We start from the raw sequence: 22,948 nt of genomic DNA, 5'->3' as shown, positions 1-22,948 counted from the left end.
GTGATAAATACATGTCTAAATTTGGTCGGCTTTGTGGCAAATGAAGTCCGAAGGTATTCATTGATGGTAATCTATACTGGAGGATCAGCTGCCCTTTTAATGTGTTATATCTCGACCCTATACAAGTGTTCATGACAAAGAGGGCACTTGTTAATCCCTTTCTTAGTACCTTGATAATCATGATCACATTTTATGCAATACCATTGCTGACTGACGTTTAATGCATCTTTTTTTATATCGGGAGCTGTATACGAGGCTTTCCTGCTTTTACTCATCCAAGAGGCAGGTATTTCAACTTCAGTTTGTTTTTGTAAGTGTTGTTCGTGCGATGTTATTTTTACCTCTTCATTTTTATGATAAATCCATTTTTTCGCAAAGGTTTTACCTTCAAGCATGAACTTCATGTGATTACGTAAATTATTAATGACTTTATTGTCTTTTAATGCGATTTCTTTAATATTGATACCAATAACACCACCTAACTTTTCATCTAAATCGGTAAAATTCTGTGCAGGAATTTCCTTCATAAAAAAGATAATGCCGAGTTTTGTTTTTTTAACATCAACGATTACATCACAAGATAAAGCCTTTAATTCTGGGTTGGAATACTCAATTGTAGAAGCATTGGTGATCAGGAGTATGTGTGGGGACTTTTGGTAGCCAATTCCTTTATGCAGCAACTTATAACTTGTAAGTGTTAATTTACTTCCATCAACTAACAGTTGCTTGAGCATCATTTTAATGGCAACAACCCAAGAAAATTCACACTCTTTTTCCTGTTCTTTATCAACATACTGACTGTCATGAGCAAAGTGCCATTCGTTAACTTCGCCTTTCTTTGCAATTAAGGGGATATTACAGCTTGGACAAATACAGTCACATTTTTTTCCTGATTCAACATCAGTAACATCGACTAATTGATTAGTGTTTTTAGATAATGCAAAAGGTATTAGGTTCATTACGACTTTACGTAGGCTTATTGTAAAAGTAATTTATTAAATCAATATAAACATTGCTGAGTTGCGTGTCACTTTAATTAGGGAAATTAGGGCCAACATTGATACAACGCTTCTATTGTCTGACTGAGAATATAAAATCTCGGTAAATATTACCCAAAATATGATCATGGTTTAACAAAAGCTAAAGTCAGATTTTGGCTAACTGAACCCTTATTCACTTAAATACGCATAATGTCAGCTTTGAATAAATTTTAGCTTTTCAAGCCATACTTATAGTCCCTTAAAAAGGAGAACTATTATGTATATCAGCAAATCAACTTCACGAAAAACTTGCTGGAATAAAGGCAAACTAGTTGGTCAAAAACTTCCCCTTAAACTCGAAGAAATATGGTCAATTAGGATACGGTTAGAGCTGGCAAATAACCTTCGAGAATTAACGATGTTTAATTTGGCTTTAGATTGTAAATTACGTGCCTGTGGTTTTATTAAACTAAAAGTTTTGGATATTGCTCATGGAGCTACTATCCAATCCAGAGCCATACATACCCAACAGAAAACAGGTAGTTCAGACATTAATATTATCAAAAGTATTAAATAGATAACATGTAGGATCTCATATCTCGATGAATATGTGTGCTTACCAAAGGAGACTGACGGTATAATTACCGAGCGACTTTGACGTTGTTAGCTACAAGCCGACGTTAGTTTTGAATTACTTACACTGACACTTGCCTCAAAGTGTATCGCATCATATTCAAATTGAGGCCAATTTTTTTGCCAACGATACATGTGATTTATACCTTTGTTCGTTATAAATCACTTTATATTGAATTATGATTTAAAAGTCCATGTTTTATGAATCATATAAAGAGGGATTTTGATTTATAAAATGAATATGTATAAATTAAATTAATCCTTTTGGGCAAGGTTGAGTTATTTAAACGTCCGCTTTGTATAAATGTTCAAATCGTTGTAAATGATAGTGAATATCTCTTGATAGCTTAAACTTGCCTGTCAGGTGAAGTCCAAACTTATTCATCGAGATATGTTAACACCAAGCGACTTTGTCGTATCTTAATTACCAAGCGATTCTGTCGTTATCGCTAATTACCAAGGCTTAAATAATGTTTGGGCGGCGCTAAATAAAAGGTTTATTTGATCATAAAACATTAAATTTACCTCAAACTACTTGCTAGTATTTCTATTTGGCTAAGAGCATGACGCATGCTATAAACCTTCCACCCTTGTTTAGTTGCTTGTATAGCTTCAGGCTTATCAATAGCTATACCAACTTTCTTTAATGGCCATGCTAGTTCTAATTCCGCTATAACTTCGTGATTGTTGTTTTCAATTTCCTCCCCTACTTCAGGTAAAGAAACATGATATTTTTCTAATAAATCAATTACACCATGCATACCAGGATCTGCTAAGTCATAAACGTCTTTCCAGCTTTCTTTAACATTAAGCCCCTGCACTTTTCTCAATTGAGAAATAGCTTTGGTTTCTTCATGCTTAATAAACATGTGCTGATGATCAGGTTGTTTACGATGACAGTCACAACATAATGGCGTTAAGTTCCTGTTGCTATTATCTGATTTAACACCATTAATATGGTGCACATGTAATAGCCTTTTATGCTGATTAAGATCTAGGCCACACTGTTGACATTGGTAGTTAAACTTTTCACGAACTTTTCTAGATACATTGTCCCAATCTTTGGTGTAAGTAGTTATCTGATTATTAGCAACTCCTGTCGGCATAAATTTAAAGAATGAACTGTAAGTATCAAAGAAATCTGCAAGTTGAAAGCTTTGTACAAATGACTTTCGAGGAGCACCTCTTTTCAAAGAGGAAAACTTTTGATAATTAATTGCCTCGAGGCAATACTGGCAAACATTTAATTTCGTTTCACCTTCAACTAATTCTTTTGTTTGGTTATTTGCACCTGATACAGCAAACAGCCCGTCTAATTTATTTGTAACTACGTATCGATCAAAGCGACCTTTTTTTCTCATTCTTTCGAGCATTTCACAATCAGCGACATGAAATTTATTACCTTTAGAGCCATCCTCTAACACACCGTAAATTTTGTTGTTATAACTATGATCTTTTATGTATAACAGAACCTGGCGCCCTTGATAACTAGCGAGTCCTGTTTCAAACTCTATATCTTCAAAGTTAACTTCAAGCCCTTCATTAAGTTGTTTATCAATCGGCTCAATTGGGATCAATTCATTAGAGAGTTCAAACTCAATATGCTCTGCTCCCATTTTATTTACGGCTTGATGAAGAGAAGAAAAATTTATAGTTAGTTTCATTTATAAACCTTCAACGATTTTACGTATTTGAATATCAGCATTGGTAATCACACGAAAAGATACCCTACGAGACTTTTGTTTATTTTCGGAACCGTCGTTATCTAATTTCAAGCGAGAAGAAGCCAAGCCCACTGCTGCAAAAGAAGATTTAATCCAAACTCTTTGTTTATTCGTAAGTTCTGATAAGAAGTAAGAATAATTAAGTACACTACGTGTTCGATTCTGAGATAGTGTCATATTAAAGAAATAGGCATCGTCTGGATGAGTATCAATGCCCCATTCGGACGATGTATGCCCTTCAATTCTCACTTCATCAATACTGCTTTTGTATTTATTTAATACTCGTAAGTAACGAGGAATAAAGTTGTCTAATATTTCTTCAAACTCAACCTTCAACTCGCTTTCACCACTTGAAAATAACACTTCAGGTGAGTTGAACTGAAAAGATAGAGTCTCTTTATCTATTGATGCTTTCCAATTTGTTAAGTCATTTTCAAATTCAGTATTTAATGCATCAAATATTGCAACCTGGTTTTGTTGATAAGCTACCGCTACATTTTTGATTTTGTCTCTCTCAGTAGATACATGACGCATAAAAGCAATAGCTATGAATAGGAAAACCATCATCAGACCAGCCATTAAATCGGAAACAGTCAACCAATGTTCGCCATCTTCCTTTTGCTTTGAAGAGCCAAAGATAGAACTTGTAGAAGACATAAATTATACCCCCTGTGTTACAACAGAGTTCATTTGAGTTACTAACTTAGAGTAGTCTTTCACAAATTGATTGCTGATTTGACCAAGTGCTTTACCCATTTCGTTCATTACTCTATTAAGTTCTTGTTGCATAGACTGGTCGATCATACTTAGTTGCTTTTCAACCGCCTCACCTGTTTTACCCACTTGATCTTTTAATCCCGTATCGATATTAGAAAAAACCTTCGTCATATGTTGGGTCTGAGAAGAAAAGACATCCTCCAATGATGATTCAAGGCGTTTTTGCATGCTTTCAATACTTTGACTAACGCTATCTCTAACTGATGAAGTGTCAGTCACTAAAGCATTATTCGCATCAGTTAATGTTTTCGCCATAAGTTTAGAATCATCAATTAGACCATTTACCATATCTCGAACATTCATACTTAGTTCTTTAACTGTATGGTCTAATTCCTCTCTAATTTTTACTGTATTGTCACTCACTTCATGGGTTGTTGCTTGCAAGCTTTCATTCGTTAATTTAACTTGTGTCTCGAATTCTTCTGCGCCACCAGAAATTACTTTTTCTACTTTAGCGGCGCTTTCAGCCAGCTTTTCACCTATAGTTTCGACACCTTCTTTGCTGTTAGATATGAACTTATCAAGTAAGTCGTTTGAAGCCATTATATGGTTTTGAATATACTTATCGGATTCTGTTAACAATGTTGTATAGTGGTTACTTGCTGATTCAACAGAATCAGATATTGTTTTAACAGTTTCATCTATCTGCTTTCTTATTTCAGGTACTGCTTCAACTGCTTTATCACGGATATCTTTAAATACCGATAAGTGATTTTCTAGTTCTGATAGCTGATGATTATTGACTTCCATAATACTTTTCAAGTCAGTCATTGTTTCAGGGATAGCCTTAGATTCATTGCTAATTGCCATGACTGAAGCTTCAGTTGCTGTAATTGAAGTTACACCAAGCTTGTATTGCTCTGTCATTTGAGAAATTTGATCTTTGTAATTTTCTTGCCATACAACTAACTTTTTAACAGACTCATTAAGTTGTTTGAAATTTTCACCAAATTGTTCTGTAAGGTTGTTATTAAAATCACTAATAACTTGTTTTAGTGCTTCTATTACCGTTTCTGTGGCTGACTTCGAAAGCATATCTGCAAAGTCTTGCATTTTTATCCATAGCTTGTCTGAAAAAATAGTAAAGTTATCCTTCTGATTAACAAGTTGTTCGTTTACCATTTTAAGTGTTTCAGACATTTCTTGTTGTGACTTTATTGATATTTTTTGGTTGTCATTTATGTCCCCTCGTAACAATTTAAGCTGACTCAAAATAGAACCATCACCATCACCACCAATAGCAGTGACAAGGTTTTCAATTGATTTCCCTTGGTAGTTGATTGCTCCAAGTATATCTTCAGGAGTAGCGGTGGGTACTTCATCAATACTTTTAGGAATTGATACTACTCCCGAAGTTTGAAGAACTTTAAATATTATTGATAAAAAGATGCCGACAAGACTTGTTAGGAAAGCTGTTTTTAAACCATTTAATAGCCCTTCAATGCTTCCATCAATATTATTCGCATCAAACGCCATAAGACCAATTACAATACCTGTAAATGTTCCTAATATACCTAAAGAAGTTAATAAAGCAGGTGTATAAGAGACGTAGTCTAAAGCTTTACCTCGCTTAAGGTTAGTAAGGGCAAACAAAAAGGCAATGCCAATTAATATGCAGAATAGGGTTGTTAAAGAGCTTGTGAACATTACAGCTTGTTCGTTAGATATATTTACTACTTCCATTACTTTTCCTTTTATTGATGGGTTCAAAACTTTCCATCAGTCATAAGTATTTAATCTAAATTAAGATTAATATCCTGGTGCTATTGTTAGGTTCTCAGCACCATAAAGTGTTTGCCTGTTTCTCAACCAAAGTTGATATTCAGCGCCTTTCAAAGACGCATCTTCTGTACAATCTATATTCCAACGTCGTAATAAATAACCAACAAGAGCAGCTCTAACCGTAATTTGTAATACACCTTTTTCCATACCGTAATCAAGTTCTATTGCTTGAGGATATAGAGCATTAGTTGGGTGAGTAACTATGTGTAAGTCCATTTTTCTCATCCATTGGTTATCTTCGACATCTTTTTCAAACTCTTCCACTTTCTGTTCGAGTAGACTTACTTTAGAAATACGAGTAATAACGAAATCTCGAAAAGAATTTGTATTCCGATCGAAAGCTCGCACGAGCCATCTAAGTCCGTTATCTACAATAGTATGTGGAATAATCTCACGTGCTTTTGAACCTAATGATAAAGATGTATAGATGATTGAAATTACCTTTTTATTTATAACGGCTTGAACTAATTTGGCTACGATATTTATATCCGGTAGATTAAGTTGCAATGGGTCAGAAACAGGAAAAGTGACTTCCAAAACGCCATCAAACCCATCGCTTATTTTGTTTGCTAATTTTGCTAAGGTTTTTCGTGGTTCGTAATTAAATAGTGGTTTAAATGTTTTATTCTGAATATATAACTTTGACGGGTTATCGAAATCGGAATTGGTAGGGGAAAGTTCTCTATATAAGGCTATATCACGGGTAGCATTTGCCATCCCCATTTCAAACTTAGTGGTTAAATCACTTCTTGAGAAAGCACCTTTAAACATTAACATAAAGTCAATAAATGCCAACCTTTGTTTTTGTGCATAATTTAATTCTGATAATTTTTTGTTAACCATAATGATTTTAAATAGCCTGATTTTGAGCGAACAAGGTAATCAATTTGATTACAACACTCTACTCCCCTACTTGGTTAAAACAAGCGCATAAATGTTACGTTTATGTAATTTTTTGTATGGTATTCAGGATATGTCATCGGTTGTTCTACTTTTATCAGACATGACACTTTGATAATTGAATATAATCCAATTATTGATGGGAAAAATGACAAAAAGAAAATGAGAAGATACACGACTAAAATCAAAAAGAAGCGGTAGCATTAGTGACCGAGCAAGGCTATAGCATATCAAAGGCAACAAAGCCTTTAGGGATCATGGATAAATAACTTTCTAACTGGAAAGCCAAGTTTAGGCAGAGCAATCTGTGGCTAACTTAAACGCTGATTGAAATCAAACACACCTATTCAATAACTTATATCTCTTAGTAGGAATGAAAGCATCCAGGGATAAATTACTAATGGCAGTTTATTGTTTGACCCCTCCCACAGTTGAACAGAAAGTTTTGGCTAATATTACCCTAAATACGCTCATGAATTTACGAAGGCTTAATGTCCGCAATTGGCTAAAAACAGCTAAATCGCTAAGTTTTTATACTGTCCATATCCTTTAGTAATCACACAGATTCATCTAATGAGGTTTTATCATAAAGCCGACGAACAATTATGTTCGCGGCTTTATTTTTAGTTAGCTTAATGATTAGGTGTATTACCCTTCCATCAATTAACTATTGCAGGCTGCTATAGCTCCCAAAGATACTATGTCAATATCCATTCCAGTCTCTTTTACTTGCTCAATAATACTGGTTAATTGGTTACGGTTATCTGTGGTTAACTGCCCTTCTGCCGCTTTATTCAAACGATATATTGAGCCAGAATATTGCTTCCAATCGACGTAGTCATCATTAATGACTGCATTATCAAAACTATAAGTGCCTGACGATAAGCGCCATGAGTCACCTTCTAAATAGCTGCCATTATATGAGCCAAAGACTTTAAAAAAGGGGGGGTGTTGGTTGTCATTTTCACTGTCATTACCTGTGAACTTTAATATCAACCAACCATCAGGTTTATACCTCATGCCATGCTCCTTTTTACAATCTTGTTGAATTGAACGTTTGGCAATAATCATACAATTCCTCAATGCCTGCTTTGTTATAGATAAGCACAATCGGTTTTGCGCTGAGCTGCTTATTCTCACTACCAAACCAGTGACGGATAAACTCAATATCACCACAACAAAAATGCTCTACGTGATGAAAAATATAAAGTAACTTAATGATGGTTTGAGAGTTTTGCTCGGTAGGTGACAAAGTCTCTTGACCTTGCACACCTGAATAGTTGTCAACAAGTATCGATGCCAAAAATTCATCTCGATTAATTAATAAACAACAACAAACGTTGTTAATGGCTTTAAACACGACTCTCTCTTTGGTTAACGCATCCATGTTAGCCTTCCTCAGTTAAGATTAATGGGGTTTTATCAAGGTAACCAATCAGCAATTGATTTAGCTGCTCATCGCTTAAGTAATAAAGTTTAGATACATCAAGAGGCTGAATGATGTTAATTAATAGCTGCATCAACCTTAACTGAGGTGATTGAGCCCAGGCTTTTGACATTAAGTTAAGAATCTCTGCTTTAGACTTTGGCAGTGGATGTGACTCATCAACGCTTGGCATAGGCTTAACAGGTAAGGCTTTAGGTGTGATAACCTTGTTGGAGAGTAAAAAGTTCTCTACTTTTTTAGCCACCTGCTCATTTTCTTCTGCTGTGACTAAAGTAACGTCATGAATACGCATCGCATAGCTTAATTGCTCAGCTACAGTTAACGCTTTATCAATGGTGATTAGTTGAGCTTCAGTTGAATCAAAGGCATAAATTGGGAGTTTACCTTGCTCATTCATTGTCTTTAACCAGTCTTCGGCTTGTGCTTCATGGGTAAACTTGAGCGCACTGTGCGTAAAGTAATGGTTAGGTATGGTAACTTCACTACCATCAGTAAAGTAACAGACTATTTTACCCGTATGGCCCATATAAGCATCAGGGCTTTGCAATGCTTCAAGTGCTTGAATAAAGGTAGGATAAGGTTGCTGAAATCGATTTTTAAAATCGAGCGCACGAAAAGCGAATATCGCTTTGGTTGGCTTTGTCATAGGATTTTCCTTTTGTTTAAATGGTTCAAACAAAGCCTACAGGTAAAGCTAAAACGCGCGACTGCGCCAACACCTTATATTTTTTCCTTGTTTTTCAATAAATAATATTGTCCTTGGTATTCAAAGATTACTCTGTTTAATGGATGATGCATTGAATTAAGCTGACGAGTCATTGAGGTGAACTCACGGACAAACCTTGACCACTTTTTAACCTTGCAACTTAAGTTGGTAATAGAGATTTTATGCTTTGCCACTCTACTAAATGAGATGACATCATCGACATCTGCAATATCACCATATAGGTGCTTAGGCATTGGCAAAATAATCTCACCAGTGCTTTCATCTTTCTCTAAGTCTATTTGATGAGGGAAGTGTCCAATATCTGCTTTAGTGAGACTAAAGTGTTTTCTAATATGACTAAATAATTCAGATGATTTCATTTCACTCCTAGTAATACATTAACTAATCAAAATAGAAACATTATCAAAAAAGCTAACATGCGCGACTGCGATAACAACACAACTCTTCAGTAAACTTCTTGTAAAGCCAAAAACACAACTCCCTGAGGTGCGCGTTTAAAAAAATAGTTCATCCTGTTACGTTTATTGCAATAAATAAGGTGATTTATGTTTAAGGTATTACTGCTGTGGATTTTATGTTGGTCTTTATTGGCTGTTATTTATAGCTACCAGAGTAATAGCACAGCTGTATTTACCCTGCTGTGTGTTTCTTATCTGCCTGTTATTGCTTTCTTTGCCGTTTATTTTTTCGAGATAATGAATAGGCGCACTAACATCAATCCTAACAGTAGAAAAAATATTCTTTATAAAAATCTCAGTGTAAATCTATTATTGATACTGACTTTTTCATTCCTGTTAATACTATCTTTTTCACTACCAGAAATGACTCAAGATGAACGAACAATAAAGTTCTTTCTTTTATATGCATTAGCATCAATAACATCAACTGTTGCCTTAGTTTCATTAGTTGATGCTTATATAAATAACACTCGTGTAAATAAAAGCCAGAACTGTTGAGTAACTAACACGAAATAAAATCCATGGTTAAATAAGTACGACTAAAATGAACTATTGATCGTTATGAAACAGTAATATATTACTCCATTTTTTTACTGTTAATCACAAGATAAGAAAATTAAAATGCGACAACTCACAGATTATCAAGAAAATTCTTTAAAATTGAAACAAGTAACAATGATTCTTTGATTTACAATACTTATTAGAAAGAAACGAAAATAATATTCATAAATGAATTATTTTATAAAAATATTGAATAGAGCAATAATGGTAAACAAATTATGAGTCAATTAAGATTTTTAACAAAAAAGCAACTATTTGAAACGCTTTGTATCTCAACATCAACGTATTACGAAGTAACTAACAAAGATCACAAAAACTATGATCCCGATTTCCCAAAGCCAGTTGATGTGTTTACTTCAAATAAATTACGTTTTTCATCCGTTGATGTTGATAACTATATCATTAAACATTCACACACAAACACGCTTTAACTCTTGAGCAACGGCACTTTGAATGAGATTACACCAGAGTTCATAAGCAAACCTTTGCTCTTCAATCCAATCATGCTTGTTATATATTGCCATCACTCCTTGTAATTCATGGCCAAGCATTTTTTCGCTAACATGGGGTAAAATACCCTTCTCTGATATGCGGGTTGATAATGTTCGCCTAAAATCATGTAAAATAAACTCATCCATTTCATAAGTTGCATGTAACTTGCCCCATATTCGCTTACAAAATCGTGCTATTGAATGAGTTGTCATAGGTGTATTAGCATGAGCTCCAGGTATTAAATACCCATTTTCACCATAAAGCTCATCAAGCTCTTTAATAAGTGTCGCCGCTAAGGGAGGTATTGCCCTGCGAATAACCTTACCCGTTTTGCTACGATTAATTGGTAATGTCCACAACATTTTATCCAAATCAAACTCTGATCGCAGTGCGCTTCTAATTTCTGTATTTCTTGCACCAAACAATAACAGTAATTTAGTACAATTTTTCGTTGCGGGTGTTGCTTTTGTACGACCTATTTCGATCCATATTTTAGCCACCTCATGTAATGCTAAAGTTCGTTGGCCTACTGTCGATTTTTCGCCTATAGCCTTCAATTGAATATCAAAAACCTTGCAGCCAGATATCACACCTCTTGAAAGGCAAAAGCGCAACATAGATTTCAATATTTTTAATGTGCTACCAGCATTTTTACGAGTAGTAGCCATAGCTATTTTATCAAAAAAAGTAATCCACTCTTCAAAGCGCGCCCGCTCAATATCATAACTAAAAAATGAATCAATAAAAAACCTTGAGGCAATAGATTGGTAATAAATTTGCGTTGAAGGCTTTAAGTGCACAACGTAATTTTCAAGCCAGTGTTGAGAGCATTCACTGATATATTTAATGTTTTTAACTGGCCTAATATTTTTGGGATCGTTGCCTAACTCAACTTCTTTTTTATACTTCCAGGCTTTTTCACGCGCTTCATCAAGAGAAAATGCAGGAAAGCTACCTATAGTTATTCGTTTACTTTTACCTGCAATACGGTAACGAAAAACATAACTTACCTTGCCTTTTAAACCTGCAACAACAGTTAGGCCATCACGATCTGGAAGTTCTACCTTTTTACTTCTACCTTTACCATGCAGTGCTTTTAATTTAGTATGTGTAAGTCCCATGTATAACCATCTCTTTCGCATCCACCGCAGCGACACAGATTTTACTTCTGGCGACACAAGGGCGACAAATAATTGTGAATTTCAATAAAAAAACATAGTAACAGGTAACAACAAAAAGTGATAACCATTTTACTCAATACTCCTTTAAAAACCTGGGTTAACAGAAAAGTTAACAACAAATAATGACCATTCCAACACAGCCAACAATACTTTGGCACGATTATGAAACATGGGGTATATCACCTAAATTCGATAAACCTTCACAATTTGCAGGTATCAGAACGGATCTCGATTTAAACATTATTGGTGAGCCTGAAATGTTTTACTGTGCGCCACCGGTTGATTATTTACCTAACCCAGAGGCTTGCTTGGTTACAGGAATAACGCCACAGAAAGCACAGAGTGAAGGGCTTAGTGAAGCAGAGTTTGCAAACCGTATTCATCAATTATTTACTGTGCCTAATACTTGTGTCGCAGGTTATAACAACATTCGTTTTGATGATGAAGTTACTCGTTACTTGTTATATCGCAACTTTTATGACCCTTATGCTCGGGAATGGCAAAACGGTAATAGTCGCTGGGATATTATCGATATGGTACGTGCTTGTTATGCGCTGAGGCCTGAAGGTATAAACTGGCCAACAGTTGAGCGTGATGGCGAAGAAGTTGTCAGTTTTCGCTTAGAATTGCTTACAGCAGCCAATGGCATAAGTCATGAAGCTGCTCATGATGCGATGAGTGATGTTTATGCCACCATTGCGATGGCAAAACTGATTAAAGAGAAACAGCCGAAGCTCTATGAGTTTATTTTCAATTTGAAAAGTAAAAAAGAGGTGTCTGCATTGTTAAATGTGGCTGAAATGACACCTGTCGTGCATACTTCTTCTAAAATATCTTCAGCACATGGTTGTACTAGTTGGTTTGCGCCCGTTAGTTATCATCCTGTCAATAAAAATGCAGTGATTTGTGTTGATTTAGCAAGAGACATTTCACCACTTATTTCATTAAGCAGCGAAGAAATTAAATCGCGTTTATACACGCGCTACGATGAACTAGCCCCTGATGAAAAACCCATTCCGGTGAAACTTATTCATATCAATAAGTGCCCTGTTGTTGCCCCTGCAAAAACGTTATTACCGGAAAATGCCCAACGTTTAGATATTCCACGAGATGTTTGTTTAGATAACCTAGCAACATTAAAACAACATTCTGAACTTAGAGATAAGCTAAGTGATGTATTTGCCCCAGAGCCGTTTGATGATAACGACATTGATGTTGAACAAGCATTGTATGGCGGTAGTTTCTTTAGCCATAGTGATAAAGCGCAGATGGATATTTTACGAGAGTTACCGCCTGAGCAACTAGGTAGTCACCCCTTTCAGTTTCAAGATAAACGCTTATCCGTACTTTTATTCAGGTACAGAGCGAGAAACTATCCTCATACCCTTACAACTGAAGAACAGCAGCGTTGGCAACAATATTGCCAAAACAAACTTCAGTATGGCGGTAAAGGTTTATTAAGTATTGATGAGTTTATGATTAAGATTGAAAATTTAGCTCATGAGCATGAAGAGAATAAAGGAAAAATGTCGATACTCAAAGCGTTATATGAGTATATTCAAGGATAAAAACGCAAGATGAAAAAATAAGTAAAAGCTTACTAGCGTATGAGAGCTAACATTCATTTCAAAGCCCTCATACGAATATAACTAATTTAATTTGCCTAATTTTTTTTGGGTGCTTTATAACGAGCAATCAAGCTAGAAGTATCCCAACGATTACCCCCTAATGCCTGAACTTCTTGATAAAAACCATCAACCATCTGAGTCATCGGTAAATCCAGATTATGTTTGTTGGCTTCATCAAAAGCAATGGCGAGATCTTTACGCATCCAATCGACCGCAAAACCGAAATCATACTCACCTTCGAACATGGTTTTGTATCTGTTTTCCATTTGCCACGACCCCGCAGCACCTTTAGCAATGGTATCAACCAAAGCGGTCGGATCTAGCCCTACTTTTTCAGCCAAGCTAAAACCTTCCGCTAAGCCTTGAACTATGCCAGCAATACAAATTTGATTAACCATTTTCGCTAATTGACCACTGCCAACAGCGCCCATGAGTTGACTAAACTTTGCATAAGCTTTCATCACGGGCTGAGCGCGTTCAAAGACAGCTTGTTCACCACCAACCATAACCGTTAGCATGCCATTCTCTGCGCCGGCTTGACCACCAGATACAGGCGCATCAAGAAAAGACTTACCTTGTTGTAGAGCAACTTGATAAATTTCACGGGCAACTTCAGCCGATGCAGTAGTATGATCAACAAGAATACTGCCTTGAGGCATACCCGCTAATATTCCCTGCTCACCTAAAACTACTTGTCGAACATCATCATCGTTGCCAACACAACAAAAAACAATGTCACAATTTTCCGCTGCTTGTGCTGGCGTATCAGCATATTGACCAGAATATTCTGCTTGCCATTTTATCGCTTTGTCCTTGCTTCGGTTATAAACACAAACCTCATGACCCGCTTTTTGCAAATGGCCTGCCATTGGGTATCCCATGACACCTAAACCGATAAATGCGACTTTCATTTGATAAACCCTACTTAAAGTGAACAGAGATAATTAAACCGTTTTCTTAATTAGTACTTATTTTATTGGTGTTAGAGCAACCGAGCTAAAATTTATGCCCTGCCAACCTGTTTTCATAAAGTTTCTAATATTGCCATGATCAGAGCCTGCAGGGTTTCCAAGTACATCCTCAACATAATAACGCCCAAAACATGATAAAGTTTCTTGCTCAGTCAGCTGGTTAAGCTTAGCAAAATAAAAAATCTTACAAGATCCTTCATTCGTACCACTTTCATTAGTTAACTCACCGTTTTGAAATGATGAAGGCTGGTATTGGTAGTTGTCTTGTATAACCTGCATCACTTGCTCAAATTCAATTTTCTCAGCTTGTTGTTTAATTTTCGCTATCAATGTATCTAATGTACCAACGTTGCTATCGCTCATAATTTTTTACTGCCCTGCTTTTAATTTTGCTTTCGCTGCTTCCACTTTTGAAAAATCTAGTCCTAGCTCTTCTACCGCATCTTTTATTAAATCAGGCTGCGTCATAACTAGTCCCATAATAGCTTGTAATTTTTCTGGTGGAATGCCTAATTCTTGAATGATGCCCATCGCCATTAAAGGGTTTTCTGTTAGTGCTTGAAAAAGCTCACTGATCTTGTCATCACTGATATTTAACTCTTTTAATAATTGAAGAATTGGATTCATTTTACTTGCTTCTCTTTGGTTTGTTCTGAAGTTATTTTTTCCGCGTAAAGTGTACCTTTTTTTGCAATTAAAATAAAAACAATATAAAGTGCCTGTCAAATTAAATTGTGCACAATTTAATTTGACAAAATTTAAATAATCAATAGGTAGGCATTTTCATGACAACAAGTATTTATGATCTTTGTGCAAACAATACGCAAGGTGAACAAGTTGAATTATCGCGTTTTAAAAATAAAGTATTACTTATTGTTAATACTGCCAGCGACTGCGGTTTTACACCACAATATAAAGGCCTACAATCCTTATATCAAAAGCATCACGACAGTGGTTTTGAAATACTCGCATTTCCTTGTAATCAATTTAAACAACAAGAAAAAGGCAGTGATGAAGAAATAAAACAATTTTGTGATCTTCGCTTTAATATAAGTTTTCCGCTCTTTAGTAAAATTGATGTCAATGGTGATGATGCGCACCCGCTATTTACTCTTCTTAAAAACCAGGCGCCTGGCATACTTGGCTCTAAAGGCATTAAGTGGAACTTCACTAAGTTTTTAGTGAATCAAGAAGGCAAGGTTTTAAAACGTTATGCACCAATTACTAAGCCGGAAACTATTGAAGCAGATATAGAAAAGTTATTATAAATAATGAATACAAATGACAGTTTAGCGCTAGAAAACCAACTTTGTTTTCGCTTTTACAGTTTAACAAAGTTAATGAATAGGCAATACAGTCCCGTATTAAAACACTTAGGGCTTACTTATTCACAATATCTTGTCATGTTAGTGCTTTGGGAAACGAACAATACCCAATCAAGGATTTCAGTGAAAGGTATAGGGAACAAATTAGATTTAGATTCAGGGACTTTATCGCCCTTACTAAAGCGATTAGAAAAACTTGGGCTACTGAATCGAGAACGTAATGATGAAGATGAGCGCAGCGTTGAAATAAAATTAACTGAAGCAGGTTGTCAGTTAAAAGCTAAAGCTAAAGACATTCCTGCACAAATGTTTTCTGTGACAGGAATGTCGATTGATGAACTGCAAGCATTAAATAATCAATTAGATAGCCTGCTTACCACCATGTCTAATCGATAAAGTATGACTTAAGCAAACAACTCAGAATGAAGCTTTTCTACAACATTATTTGCATCTTGCTCAGCCACTAAAAAGCATAAATTATTAGCACTAGCACCATGACAAATTAAACGAATATTAGTGTCATTAATGGTTTGAAAAATACTTTGTCCAATACCTTTAGCAGAATCTAAGCCGTTACCAATCACAGCAACAAGTGATAAACCATGCTCAACACTTACTTCACACAATTGCTCTAATTCTTGTACAACGGTTGTTGTTAATAAGGCCTGTGTTGAGCCGCTTGGATTATCAAACGTTAACGCAACACTGATTTCACTTGTGGTGATCAAATCTATACTTAACTCATGCTTTGCTAAGATCGAAAAAACTTTCGCTAAGAAGCCACTGGCATGTAACATAGCGGGGCTTTTTACAGTCACTAACGTTTGCTCTCTACGAAGTGCTATAGAGCGATAAGTTGGATTTGACTCCACAGTCTGTTTAATTTGCGTACCACCTTTCTCCGGCTCTTTACTCGAACCGACAAAAACAGGAATATTTTGACGCATAGCAGGAATAAGTGTCGCTGGATGCAATATTTTAGCACCAAAGGTTGCCATTTCAGCCGCTTCACCAAAGCTTATTTCTTTAATTGCACGAGCTTGTTCAGTGATGCGAGGATCAGTGGTAAAAATTCCCACCACATCAGTCCAAATTGCAAGGTTACTCGCTGCTACGGCTTCAGCAAGTAAAGCGGCACTATAATCAGAGCCGCCACGACCTAATGTGGTAGTTTCACCTAAGCCATCTTGACCGATAAACCCTTGTGTTACTAGCACTTGCTGAGATAATTTTGGCAGTAGTATAGATGCACAGTTATGTGATAATTGCTCAATATCAACTACAGCTTTACCATATAAACTATTGGTTTTCATCACTTGCTGAACATTAAAATAGGCACCATCAACACCAACAGATTGGAGTACTTTGGCAAAAATACGAGAGCTTAATTGCTCACCGTAAGCAAGAATAGCATCAGCTTGTTTTACGCTATATTGCTGTGATTGTGCTAAAGCAATACTAGCAAGCCCGTCAATTAAGGTTTCAATTTCACTATTTAATTCTTGTTCAACTTGCTCAGATAAATACTGAGTAATATTAAGTTGAATTGCGCGAATATTATCAATTATTTCAGCTTGCTCAGTTACGGATATGTTTTCTTGGCTTAAACGTACTAAAAAATTTGTCACACCGGCGCTGGCAGAAACAACAACGAGGCGATTCGTTTTATCATTTTTTATGATTTGCGCACAGCGCAACATAGCTTGATAATCGGCAACACTTGTACCACCGAATTTTGCGACAGTGATATGAGTATCAGATTGAGATAATTCTTTGTTAAACATGGTTATTCTTCCTAAGCACTATGAATTTTATGACAAAAAAATCATTTGCTAAATTAATACAGGAAGAGCATGACTGAACAGTTGGGTAGGCTAACGAATTTACTAATGAAAATACGCGCAAAGCTAACTTTTTCAGCCAGAAGCTCTCCACCTTAGCCTTTATAGGCAATTAAATCAGGTGACAGTCCTAAGGATTCAGCCTTAGTGACCGAGTAATAATAGCCACAATATTAATACTCTCGGCAATAAACTCCCTCAATAACGTTATCGGAATGTGGTTCCTAATACCTTTAGGGTACAACGTTATCTACCTAGTTATTGCTCCTCTTCTGGTGTTAATCAAATGATGTAATTAAATTCATATTTGAGCAACTACTCTATTAAACCCTAAACGATAAATAAATGCAATAGACTTTTAGACGTCTAAGCAGTTTTTATTTATATTTATCAACAGGCAATTTTTGTTATAGTGATAAATAACTAGCAACTAGTGTTATTCAATTGAATGGATTTATTTCTCCTTAAAAAAATTATTTCAGTGTTTATTATGCCGATGAATATTGTGCTAATTTTATTAATTTTGGCTCTTTTATTTTTTAAGAATCGCCCTAGCTCAAGCTTCAAATGCCTACTTAGTGCTTTTTTATTATTATTTGTTTCTTCCATGCCGATAGTCTCAGATAAGTTTATGCTTAGCATTGAAGATAACTATGAGGCATTTACACTCTCCGACAAGCCTGTTGATTATATTATTGTTTTAGGAGGCTGGCACACCGCTAATGCTGCTCTCCCGGTAACCAGTCAATTAAGTAACAACTCTCTACAGAGATTAGTTGAAGCAATAAGAGTCTATAACAAGCACCCAGAAGCAAGAATAATCACTTCTGGCCATCACAATACTGATACTAGCTCCAATGCAGAAAAAATGAAGCAATCACTGGTACTTTTAGGTATACCCGAGCAGAAAATTATCACTGAGAACTTCCCTAAAGATACTGAAGAGGAAGCGGCATTAATCAGCCCTCGAGTACAAGGCTCACATGTCGTTTTGGTCACTAACGCAGATCATATGCCAAGAGCCATGAAATATTTTCAACAGCATGGCATTAACCCGATTCCTGCACCTACTGGTTATTGGGTAAAAAACCAAGATAATGAAAAAACGTGGCGATACTATGTGCCCAGCAGTAGTAAGCTACAACAAACAACCATTGCTTGGTATGAAAGTCTTGGCCGGTTTGTTCAATGGCTTAAAACACTAGTAAGTTTATAATTGGAATAATCACCTTGTATGTATTTTGGGATTGGTTAGTTGCTTATTTACTTACTTTGCTTGGTTACTTTGCTTGATTACTTAGCTTGACTGCTATACCGGATTATCAATATCTATAAATTGAACATCAAGCCCTTGTTCATGCGCAATAAACTCACCTAATGCTTTAACGCCATAGCGCTCTGTTGCATGATGTCCTGCGGCAAAAAAGTGAATATCCATTTCATGAGCAATATGGGTGGTTTTTTCTGAAACTTCACCAGAAATAAAGGCATCAATCCCTTGCTCTGCCGCAAGTTCGATATAATCCTGACCACCACCAGTACACCAAGCAATTGTCTTAATTTTTTTATTTGAAGCTGGCGCAATGTGTAAACAAGCACGATTAAGTTGTTTATCAATACGCTGAGTTAATTCACTAGCTGTCACTGCCTGCGGTAATTCTCCTTGAATAGCTACACTAAGTGGGTTTGCTAACTCTAGCGGGCCAGTGACATTAATACTAAGTAAGTTAGCAAGCTGGGCATTATTACCTAGTTGAGGGTGTATATCTAACGGCAAATGATAAGCAAATAAATTAATGTTATTGTCAAGTAACGCCTTGATACGCTTATGTTTCATGCCTCGAATAACGTAAGACTCATTTTTCCAAAAATAACCATGGTGAACAATAATAGCGTCAGCTTGTGCTTCAATGGCTTTTTCAATCAATGCTTGTGATGCTGTAACACCCGTAATGACTTTATTGATGCTTTCTCGCCCTTGTATCTGAAGGCCGTTAGGTGCGTAATCTTTTATTTGTTCGGGTTTTAATATTTCTTGTAGATACTTTTCAAGTTCAATACGTTGCATGATGAAGTTTCTTTCTGGTTATTTTGTTTTAGCTGAGGCATGAGTTTTATTGCTAGAATTTATGTTCATTGAGGGTACTTTTACCGGGTTAAATTTAGCTCGGATCTGCCACTTAGGTTTTATCGGTGTTAATGGTAATACTCTTTTCTTAGCAATAATAGTATAAACAGACCCTAAACTGGTTAAATAATTACTGGCAAACTTTCGCCAGCCCTTAGCTAATCCATGTTCGCTTACCTTTCCAACAAGAGAGCTATATAAACAACGCTCATCACTAATAATTTCAAACCCCATTAAATGTAACCAGTCTTTAACTCGCATAGGTGAAAAAAAATGCTCATTCCAAGGAGTTTGTTTTCTACGATAGGGAATAATGCGATTTAAGCCCGCTAATGAAAAAGGGTTAAAGCCTGTTATAACGAGATAACCATTAGGGATAAGAACACGATTTGCTTCTCGAATCACATGGTGAGGATCTAATGAAAACTCCAAAGTGTGGCTCAACAAGCAAACATCAACACTATGCTCAAGTAAGGGTAAATCATCTAATTCGGCAATTATAGGTGATGTTTTAAAACGTTCACCTTGTTCAGCTTCAGAAGTGATAAGTGCTTTATTCAAACAGCAAGTTACTTGATGATTTATCGGGCTATCTGTAGTGTTTATCTCATGACTTAACGCCCCTACTTTGAGTAAATGATAACCAAAGAATTTTTGCCACCATGGTTTTAATTGCTCTTCTATAGCAGATAAAACCAAGCTGCCATTTGGGATCTCTTGCCAAGACTTTGGATAATGAGGTTGCCTAAATGCTAAAGCAGGTTTCATAGGGTTGCGTATTTATAGATGTTTTTGCCATTAATCTCAGTATAATTAACTCTATATGTTAAGCAAGTAGGTTACGAGCTAAGTTATGAATTCATTAACAAAAATTACGGGAATTAATGCATTTTCAGATAATTATATTTGGGCAATTCATAATTCAACTCATCTTGCTCTTGTCGATCCTGGGGATGCAAAAGTTTGCCTTGAGTTTTTAGAAGTGAACAACCTTTGCCTCAGTGCAATATTAATTACCCACCATCATCACGACCACACTGGTGGCATTCTTGAGCTACTTAGCTATTGTAAGCAAAAGCAGTGGCCTGTGACCGTTTATGGACCTAGCAATGACAACATTCCTCATTGTGATATTAAACTTATTGAAAATGATTCAGTGAAGCTACCTTTACTGGATATATCATTTAGCGTGATAGATTTACCAGGCCATACTGCTGGACACATTGCTTATTTTGCAAACAGCACTATTAAACCGATACTTTTTTGCGGTGATACATTATTTTCAGGTGGCTGTGGCCGATTATTTGAAGGGACGGCAGAACAAATGCATAACTCATTAAGTAAATTAGCGAGTTTGCCAGAGAATACGCAAGTATACTGCGCACATGAATATACCCAAGCGAATTTAAAATTTGCTATGGCGGTTGAGCCATACAATCAAGCATTAATTCGTTACAGTGAACAAGTTAACGAGTTACGTGCTAACAATATTGCAACAGTGCCAACAACCATAAAAGTAGAAAAACAAATCAACCCTTTTCTACGTAGTGATAAAGAGACAATACAAGCCAGTGCAAGAGAATTTGACCCTAGCATCCAAGCAAAAAATATCGCTACTTTCGCCACCATAAGGCGCTGGAAAGACCAATTTTAACGTGTTAACCTTGAACATTGTTTAAGTTATCGTTTGTATAAACGTAACCTTTTTTGTTTTAAATTATCATTGGTTGTTCATGAAATATTTTTTATTCCCTGCTTTTATTCTGCTAAGTGCTTGTCAAAGCACTTCAACTTCTCAACCTGATACCAGCTCTGAAACTGACAACAGTATACCCGCTGAGTTAATTGCGAGTAATGCTGATATCAATCAAGCATTATTAACCGATGAAAATGTTGATGTAATCCACCCTGTTGGTGACGTAAATTTTTCTTTAAAGAATAAAGAAGAACAAGCATTAAAAAACAATGATGTTTGGCAACGTATTAGAACTCAACTTAGCTTTGATGTACCTGAAAATAACCGTGTGCTTGCACAACGTAACTGGTATGCCAAGCACCCTAGTTACTTAAATCGCGTAGCCAAACGCGCAGAGCCTTTTCTTTTTTATATTGTTGAAGAATTAGAAAAAAACAATATGCCTCTCGAGCTAGCACTTTTACCTGTGGTAGAAAGTGCTTTTGATCCTTTTGCCTATTCTCATGGTCGCGCCTCAGGTATGTGGCAATTTGTCCCCGGAACGGGCACACGCTTTGGAATGAAGCAAAACTGGTGGTATGACGGTCGCCGTGATGTCATTGCCTCAACACAAGGCGCAATCAAATACATGAAGTACTTACATAAGTTCTTTGATGGTGATTGGTTACTTGCTTTAGCGGCCTATAACTCAGGTGAAGGTAGAGTACAACGCGCCGTTAGAAAGAATAAGAGCAAAGGAAAAAACACCGATTTTTGGTCTCTAGATTTACCTAAAGAAACTCGCGCTTACGTACCTAAACTACTTGCCTTAGCTGATATCATCAATCGCCCTGAGCATTTTAATTTATCATTATATGAAATTGCCAATGAAGAAGTGATCACCCAAGTAGATATTAAGTCTCAAATTGATTTAGCTAAAGCGGCAAGTTTAGCTAACTTATCACTGTTAGAATTGCAAAGGCTTAATCCTGGATACAACCGTTGGTCTACAGATCCTGATGGCCCACATCGTTTAGTACTTCCAAAACATAAAGCTGAGCATTTTGAGCAAGAATTAGCAAAGCTGACAAAAGAAGATCGACTCGCATGGCAACGCTATAAAATTAAAAATGGCGATAACTTAGGATATATAGCGAAAAAATTTCACACCAGTATCGATCTCATTCGCCAAGTTAATAACATTCAAGGCAATCAAATACGTGCAGGAAAGCACTTGCTAATACCTGTAGCTGCTAAGTCTCTTGACAGTTATATTTTATCGCAAGAACAACGTATTGCTAAAAAACAGTCAAGACCTCAACAAGGTATTAAATTAACGCATACCGTGGTTTCAGGTGATAACCTTTGGGATCTAGGTAAACACTACAAAGTATCGAGTGGCAACATCGCAAAATGGAATGGGTTTGCACCGCGTGACACACTGAAATTAGGCCAAAAACTGGTTATCTGGCAAAAGCCAAGTACAACAAGTCAGCTAGCAAAAACCACTACAGGTGTTGAACAAGCGATTATGCGCAATATTACCTACAAAGTGCGCCGTGGCGACTCTTTTGCTCGCATAGCCGATAAGTTTAATGTTCGAATTAGTGATATTGAACGTTGGAACAGCCTTAGCCGTGATAAGTACTTACAGCCTGGACAGAGATTAAAGCTCTCTGTTGATGTAACAAATAATATTTAACCTGAGAGTGACTGTG

The 22,948-nt window shown here is 36.2% G+C and carries 24 protein-coding genes and 1 riboswitch; of the genes, 8 read left to right on the top strand and 16 right to left on the bottom strand.

Annotation, left to right across the window (positions count from 1 at the left end):
* Positions 1-104: 104 nt before the first annotated feature.
* Positions 105-959 (bottom strand): putative zinc ribbon protein, encoded by an 855-nt coding sequence (locus AC27GZ_RS09295; RefSeq protein WP_487094682.1) that lies wholly within the window; start codon positions 957-959, stop codon positions 105-107.
* A gap of 298 nt (positions 960-1,257) precedes the next feature.
* Here AC27GZ_RS09295 and AC27GZ_RS09290 point away from each other — a divergent pair, with 298 nt between their 5' ends.
* Positions 1,258-1,557, top strand: coding sequence for a site-specific integrase (locus AC27GZ_RS09290; protein ID WP_487094681.1), 300 nt, complete (start codon positions 1,258-1,260; stop codon positions 1,555-1,557).
* A gap of 577 nt (positions 1,558-2,134) precedes the next feature.
* On the opposite strand, the gene AC27GZ_RS09285 is transcribed toward AC27GZ_RS09290, so the two are convergent.
* The 8 genes from AC27GZ_RS09285 to AC27GZ_RS09250 form a co-directional block, all read right to left on the bottom strand.
* Complete coding sequence (locus AC27GZ_RS09285; RefSeq protein ID WP_487094680.1) at positions 2,135-3,277, bottom strand: HNH endonuclease; 1,143 nt, start codon at positions 3,275-3,277, stop codon at positions 2,135-2,137.
* Entirely contained in the window at positions 3,278-3,994 is a 717-nt protein-coding gene (locus AC27GZ_RS09280) for an OmpA/MotB family protein (RefSeq protein WP_487094679.1), read from the bottom strand.
* Between the two features lie 3 nt (positions 3,995-3,997).
* Positions 3,998-5,797, bottom strand: coding sequence for a hypothetical protein (locus tag AC27GZ_RS09275; protein ID WP_487094678.1), 1,800 nt, complete (start codon positions 5,795-5,797; stop codon positions 3,998-4,000).
* A 66-nt stretch (positions 5,798-5,863) separates the two neighbouring features.
* On the bottom strand, positions 5,864-6,739 hold the full coding sequence (locus AC27GZ_RS09270; protein WP_487094677.1) for a helix-turn-helix transcriptional regulator: 876 nt from the start codon (positions 6,737-6,739) through the stop codon (positions 5,864-5,866).
* 720 nt (positions 6,740-7,459) lie between these two features.
* The gene (locus AC27GZ_RS09265; RefSeq protein ID WP_487094676.1) at positions 7,460-7,816 is read right to left on the bottom strand and encodes a hypothetical protein; all 357 of its coding nucleotides are present in this window, start codon (positions 7,814-7,816) and stop codon (positions 7,460-7,462) included.
* 13 nt (positions 7,817-7,829) lie between these two features.
* Positions 7,830-8,183, bottom strand: coding sequence for a hypothetical protein (locus tag AC27GZ_RS09260; RefSeq protein ID WP_487094675.1), 354 nt, complete (start codon positions 8,181-8,183; stop codon positions 7,830-7,832).
* 1 nt (position 8,184) lies between these two features.
* A complete protein-coding gene (locus AC27GZ_RS09255) occupies positions 8,185-8,889 on the bottom strand; it encodes a hypothetical protein (protein ID WP_487094674.1) in 705 nt (234 codons plus the stop codon).
* A 74-nt stretch (positions 8,890-8,963) separates the two neighbouring features.
* Positions 8,964-9,329 carry a hypothetical protein gene (locus AC27GZ_RS09250; RefSeq protein ID WP_487094673.1) on the bottom strand — a complete coding sequence of 122 codons (366 nt, stop codon included), beginning with the start codon at positions 9,327-9,329 and terminating at the stop codon, positions 8,964-8,966.
* A gap of 878 nt (positions 9,330-10,207) precedes the next feature.
* Between AC27GZ_RS09250 and AC27GZ_RS09245 the strand changes: the two genes are divergently transcribed.
* A complete protein-coding gene (locus AC27GZ_RS09245; protein ID WP_487094672.1) occupies positions 10,208-10,420 on the top strand; it encodes a hypothetical protein in 213 nt (70 codons plus the stop codon).
* Here AC27GZ_RS09245 and AC27GZ_RS09240 read toward each other — a convergent pair.
* Positions 10,400-11,602 (bottom strand): tyrosine-type recombinase/integrase, encoded by a 1,203-nt coding sequence (locus AC27GZ_RS09240; RefSeq protein WP_487094671.1) that lies wholly within the window; start codon positions 11,600-11,602, stop codon positions 10,400-10,402. The genes AC27GZ_RS09245 and AC27GZ_RS09240 overlap by 21 nt on opposite strands.
* A 182-nt stretch (positions 11,603-11,784) precedes the next feature.
* Between AC27GZ_RS09240 and sbcB the strand changes: the two genes are divergently transcribed.
* On the top strand, positions 11,785-13,230 hold the full coding sequence (gene sbcB / locus AC27GZ_RS09235) for an exodeoxyribonuclease I (RefSeq protein WP_487094670.1): 1,446 nt from the start codon (positions 11,785-11,787) through the stop codon (positions 13,228-13,230).
* A 95-nt stretch (positions 13,231-13,325) separates the two neighbouring features.
* On the opposite strand, the gene AC27GZ_RS09230 is transcribed toward sbcB, so the two are convergent.
* From AC27GZ_RS09230 to AC27GZ_RS09220, 3 genes are read right to left on the bottom strand one after another with little or no spacing between them, the layout of a single operon-like run.
* The gene (locus AC27GZ_RS09230) at positions 13,326-14,228 is read right to left on the bottom strand and encodes an NAD(P)-dependent oxidoreductase (RefSeq protein WP_487095254.1); all 903 of its coding nucleotides are present in this window, start codon (positions 14,226-14,228) and stop codon (positions 13,326-13,328) included.
* 30 nt (positions 14,229-14,258) lie between these two features.
* Positions 14,259-14,624, bottom strand: coding sequence for a HopJ type III effector protein (locus tag AC27GZ_RS09225; protein WP_487094669.1), 366 nt, complete (start codon positions 14,622-14,624; stop codon positions 14,259-14,261).
* Positions 14,625-14,630: 6 nt separating this feature from the next.
* Complete coding sequence (locus AC27GZ_RS09220) at positions 14,631-14,888, bottom strand: DUF2999 family protein (RefSeq protein WP_487094668.1); 258 nt, start codon at positions 14,886-14,888, stop codon at positions 14,631-14,633.
* A gap of 158 nt (positions 14,889-15,046) precedes the next feature.
* Between AC27GZ_RS09220 and AC27GZ_RS09215 the strand changes: the two genes are divergently transcribed.
* Positions 15,047-15,529 carry a glutathione peroxidase gene (locus AC27GZ_RS09215; protein WP_487094667.1) on the top strand — a complete coding sequence of 161 codons (483 nt, stop codon included), beginning with the start codon at positions 15,047-15,049 and terminating at the stop codon, positions 15,527-15,529.
* A 3-nt stretch (positions 15,530-15,532) separates the two neighbouring features.
* Entirely contained in the window at positions 15,533-15,982 is a 450-nt protein-coding gene (locus AC27GZ_RS09210) for a MarR family winged helix-turn-helix transcriptional regulator (RefSeq protein ID WP_487094666.1), read from the top strand.
* Between the two features lie 8 nt (positions 15,983-15,990).
* Here AC27GZ_RS09210 and lysC read toward each other — a convergent pair whose 3' ends face one another.
* Positions 15,991-17,370, bottom strand: a complete 1,380-nt coding sequence (gene lysC, locus AC27GZ_RS09205) for a lysine-sensitive aspartokinase 3 (protein WP_487094665.1) — start codon at positions 17,368-17,370, stop codon at positions 15,991-15,993.
* A 132-nt stretch (positions 17,371-17,502) separates the two neighbouring features.
* A riboswitch (Lysine riboswitch) is annotated at positions 17,503-17,707 on the bottom strand.
* Positions 17,708-18,058: 351 nt separating this feature from the next.
* Here lysC and AC27GZ_RS09200 point away from each other — a divergent pair.
* Positions 18,059-18,643: an ElyC/SanA/YdcF family protein gene (locus AC27GZ_RS09200; protein ID WP_487094664.1), complete on the top strand. Its 585-nt coding sequence runs from the start codon at positions 18,059-18,061 to the stop codon at positions 18,641-18,643.
* A gap of 93 nt (positions 18,644-18,736) precedes the next feature.
* Here the strand turns inward: AC27GZ_RS09200 and AC27GZ_RS09195 are convergent, their stop codons facing one another.
* Both AC27GZ_RS09195 and AC27GZ_RS09190 read right to left on the bottom strand, forming a co-directional pair.
* Complete coding sequence (locus tag AC27GZ_RS09195) at positions 18,737-19,495, bottom strand: Nif3-like dinuclear metal center hexameric protein (RefSeq protein ID WP_487094663.1); 759 nt, start codon at positions 19,493-19,495, stop codon at positions 18,737-18,739.
* 18 nt (positions 19,496-19,513) lie between these two features.
* Entirely contained in the window at positions 19,514-20,323 is an 810-nt protein-coding gene (locus tag AC27GZ_RS09190; RefSeq protein WP_487094662.1) for a class I SAM-dependent methyltransferase, read from the bottom strand.
* Between the two features lie 85 nt (positions 20,324-20,408).
* Between AC27GZ_RS09190 and gloB the strand changes: the two genes are divergently transcribed.
* Positions 20,409-21,209 (top strand): hydroxyacylglutathione hydrolase, encoded by an 801-nt coding sequence (gene gloB, locus AC27GZ_RS09185; RefSeq protein WP_487094661.1) that lies wholly within the window; start codon positions 20,409-20,411, stop codon positions 21,207-21,209.
* A gap of 79 nt (positions 21,210-21,288) precedes the next feature.
* Entirely contained in the window at positions 21,289-22,932 is a 1,644-nt protein-coding gene (locus AC27GZ_RS09180; RefSeq protein WP_487094660.1) for a lytic transglycosylase, read from the top strand.
* Positions 22,933-22,948 lie beyond the last annotated feature (16 nt).

The organism is Colwellia sp. SU-HH00943, assembly GCF_057546125.1.
This window is presented reverse-complemented; position numbering and strand designations above follow the sequence as displayed.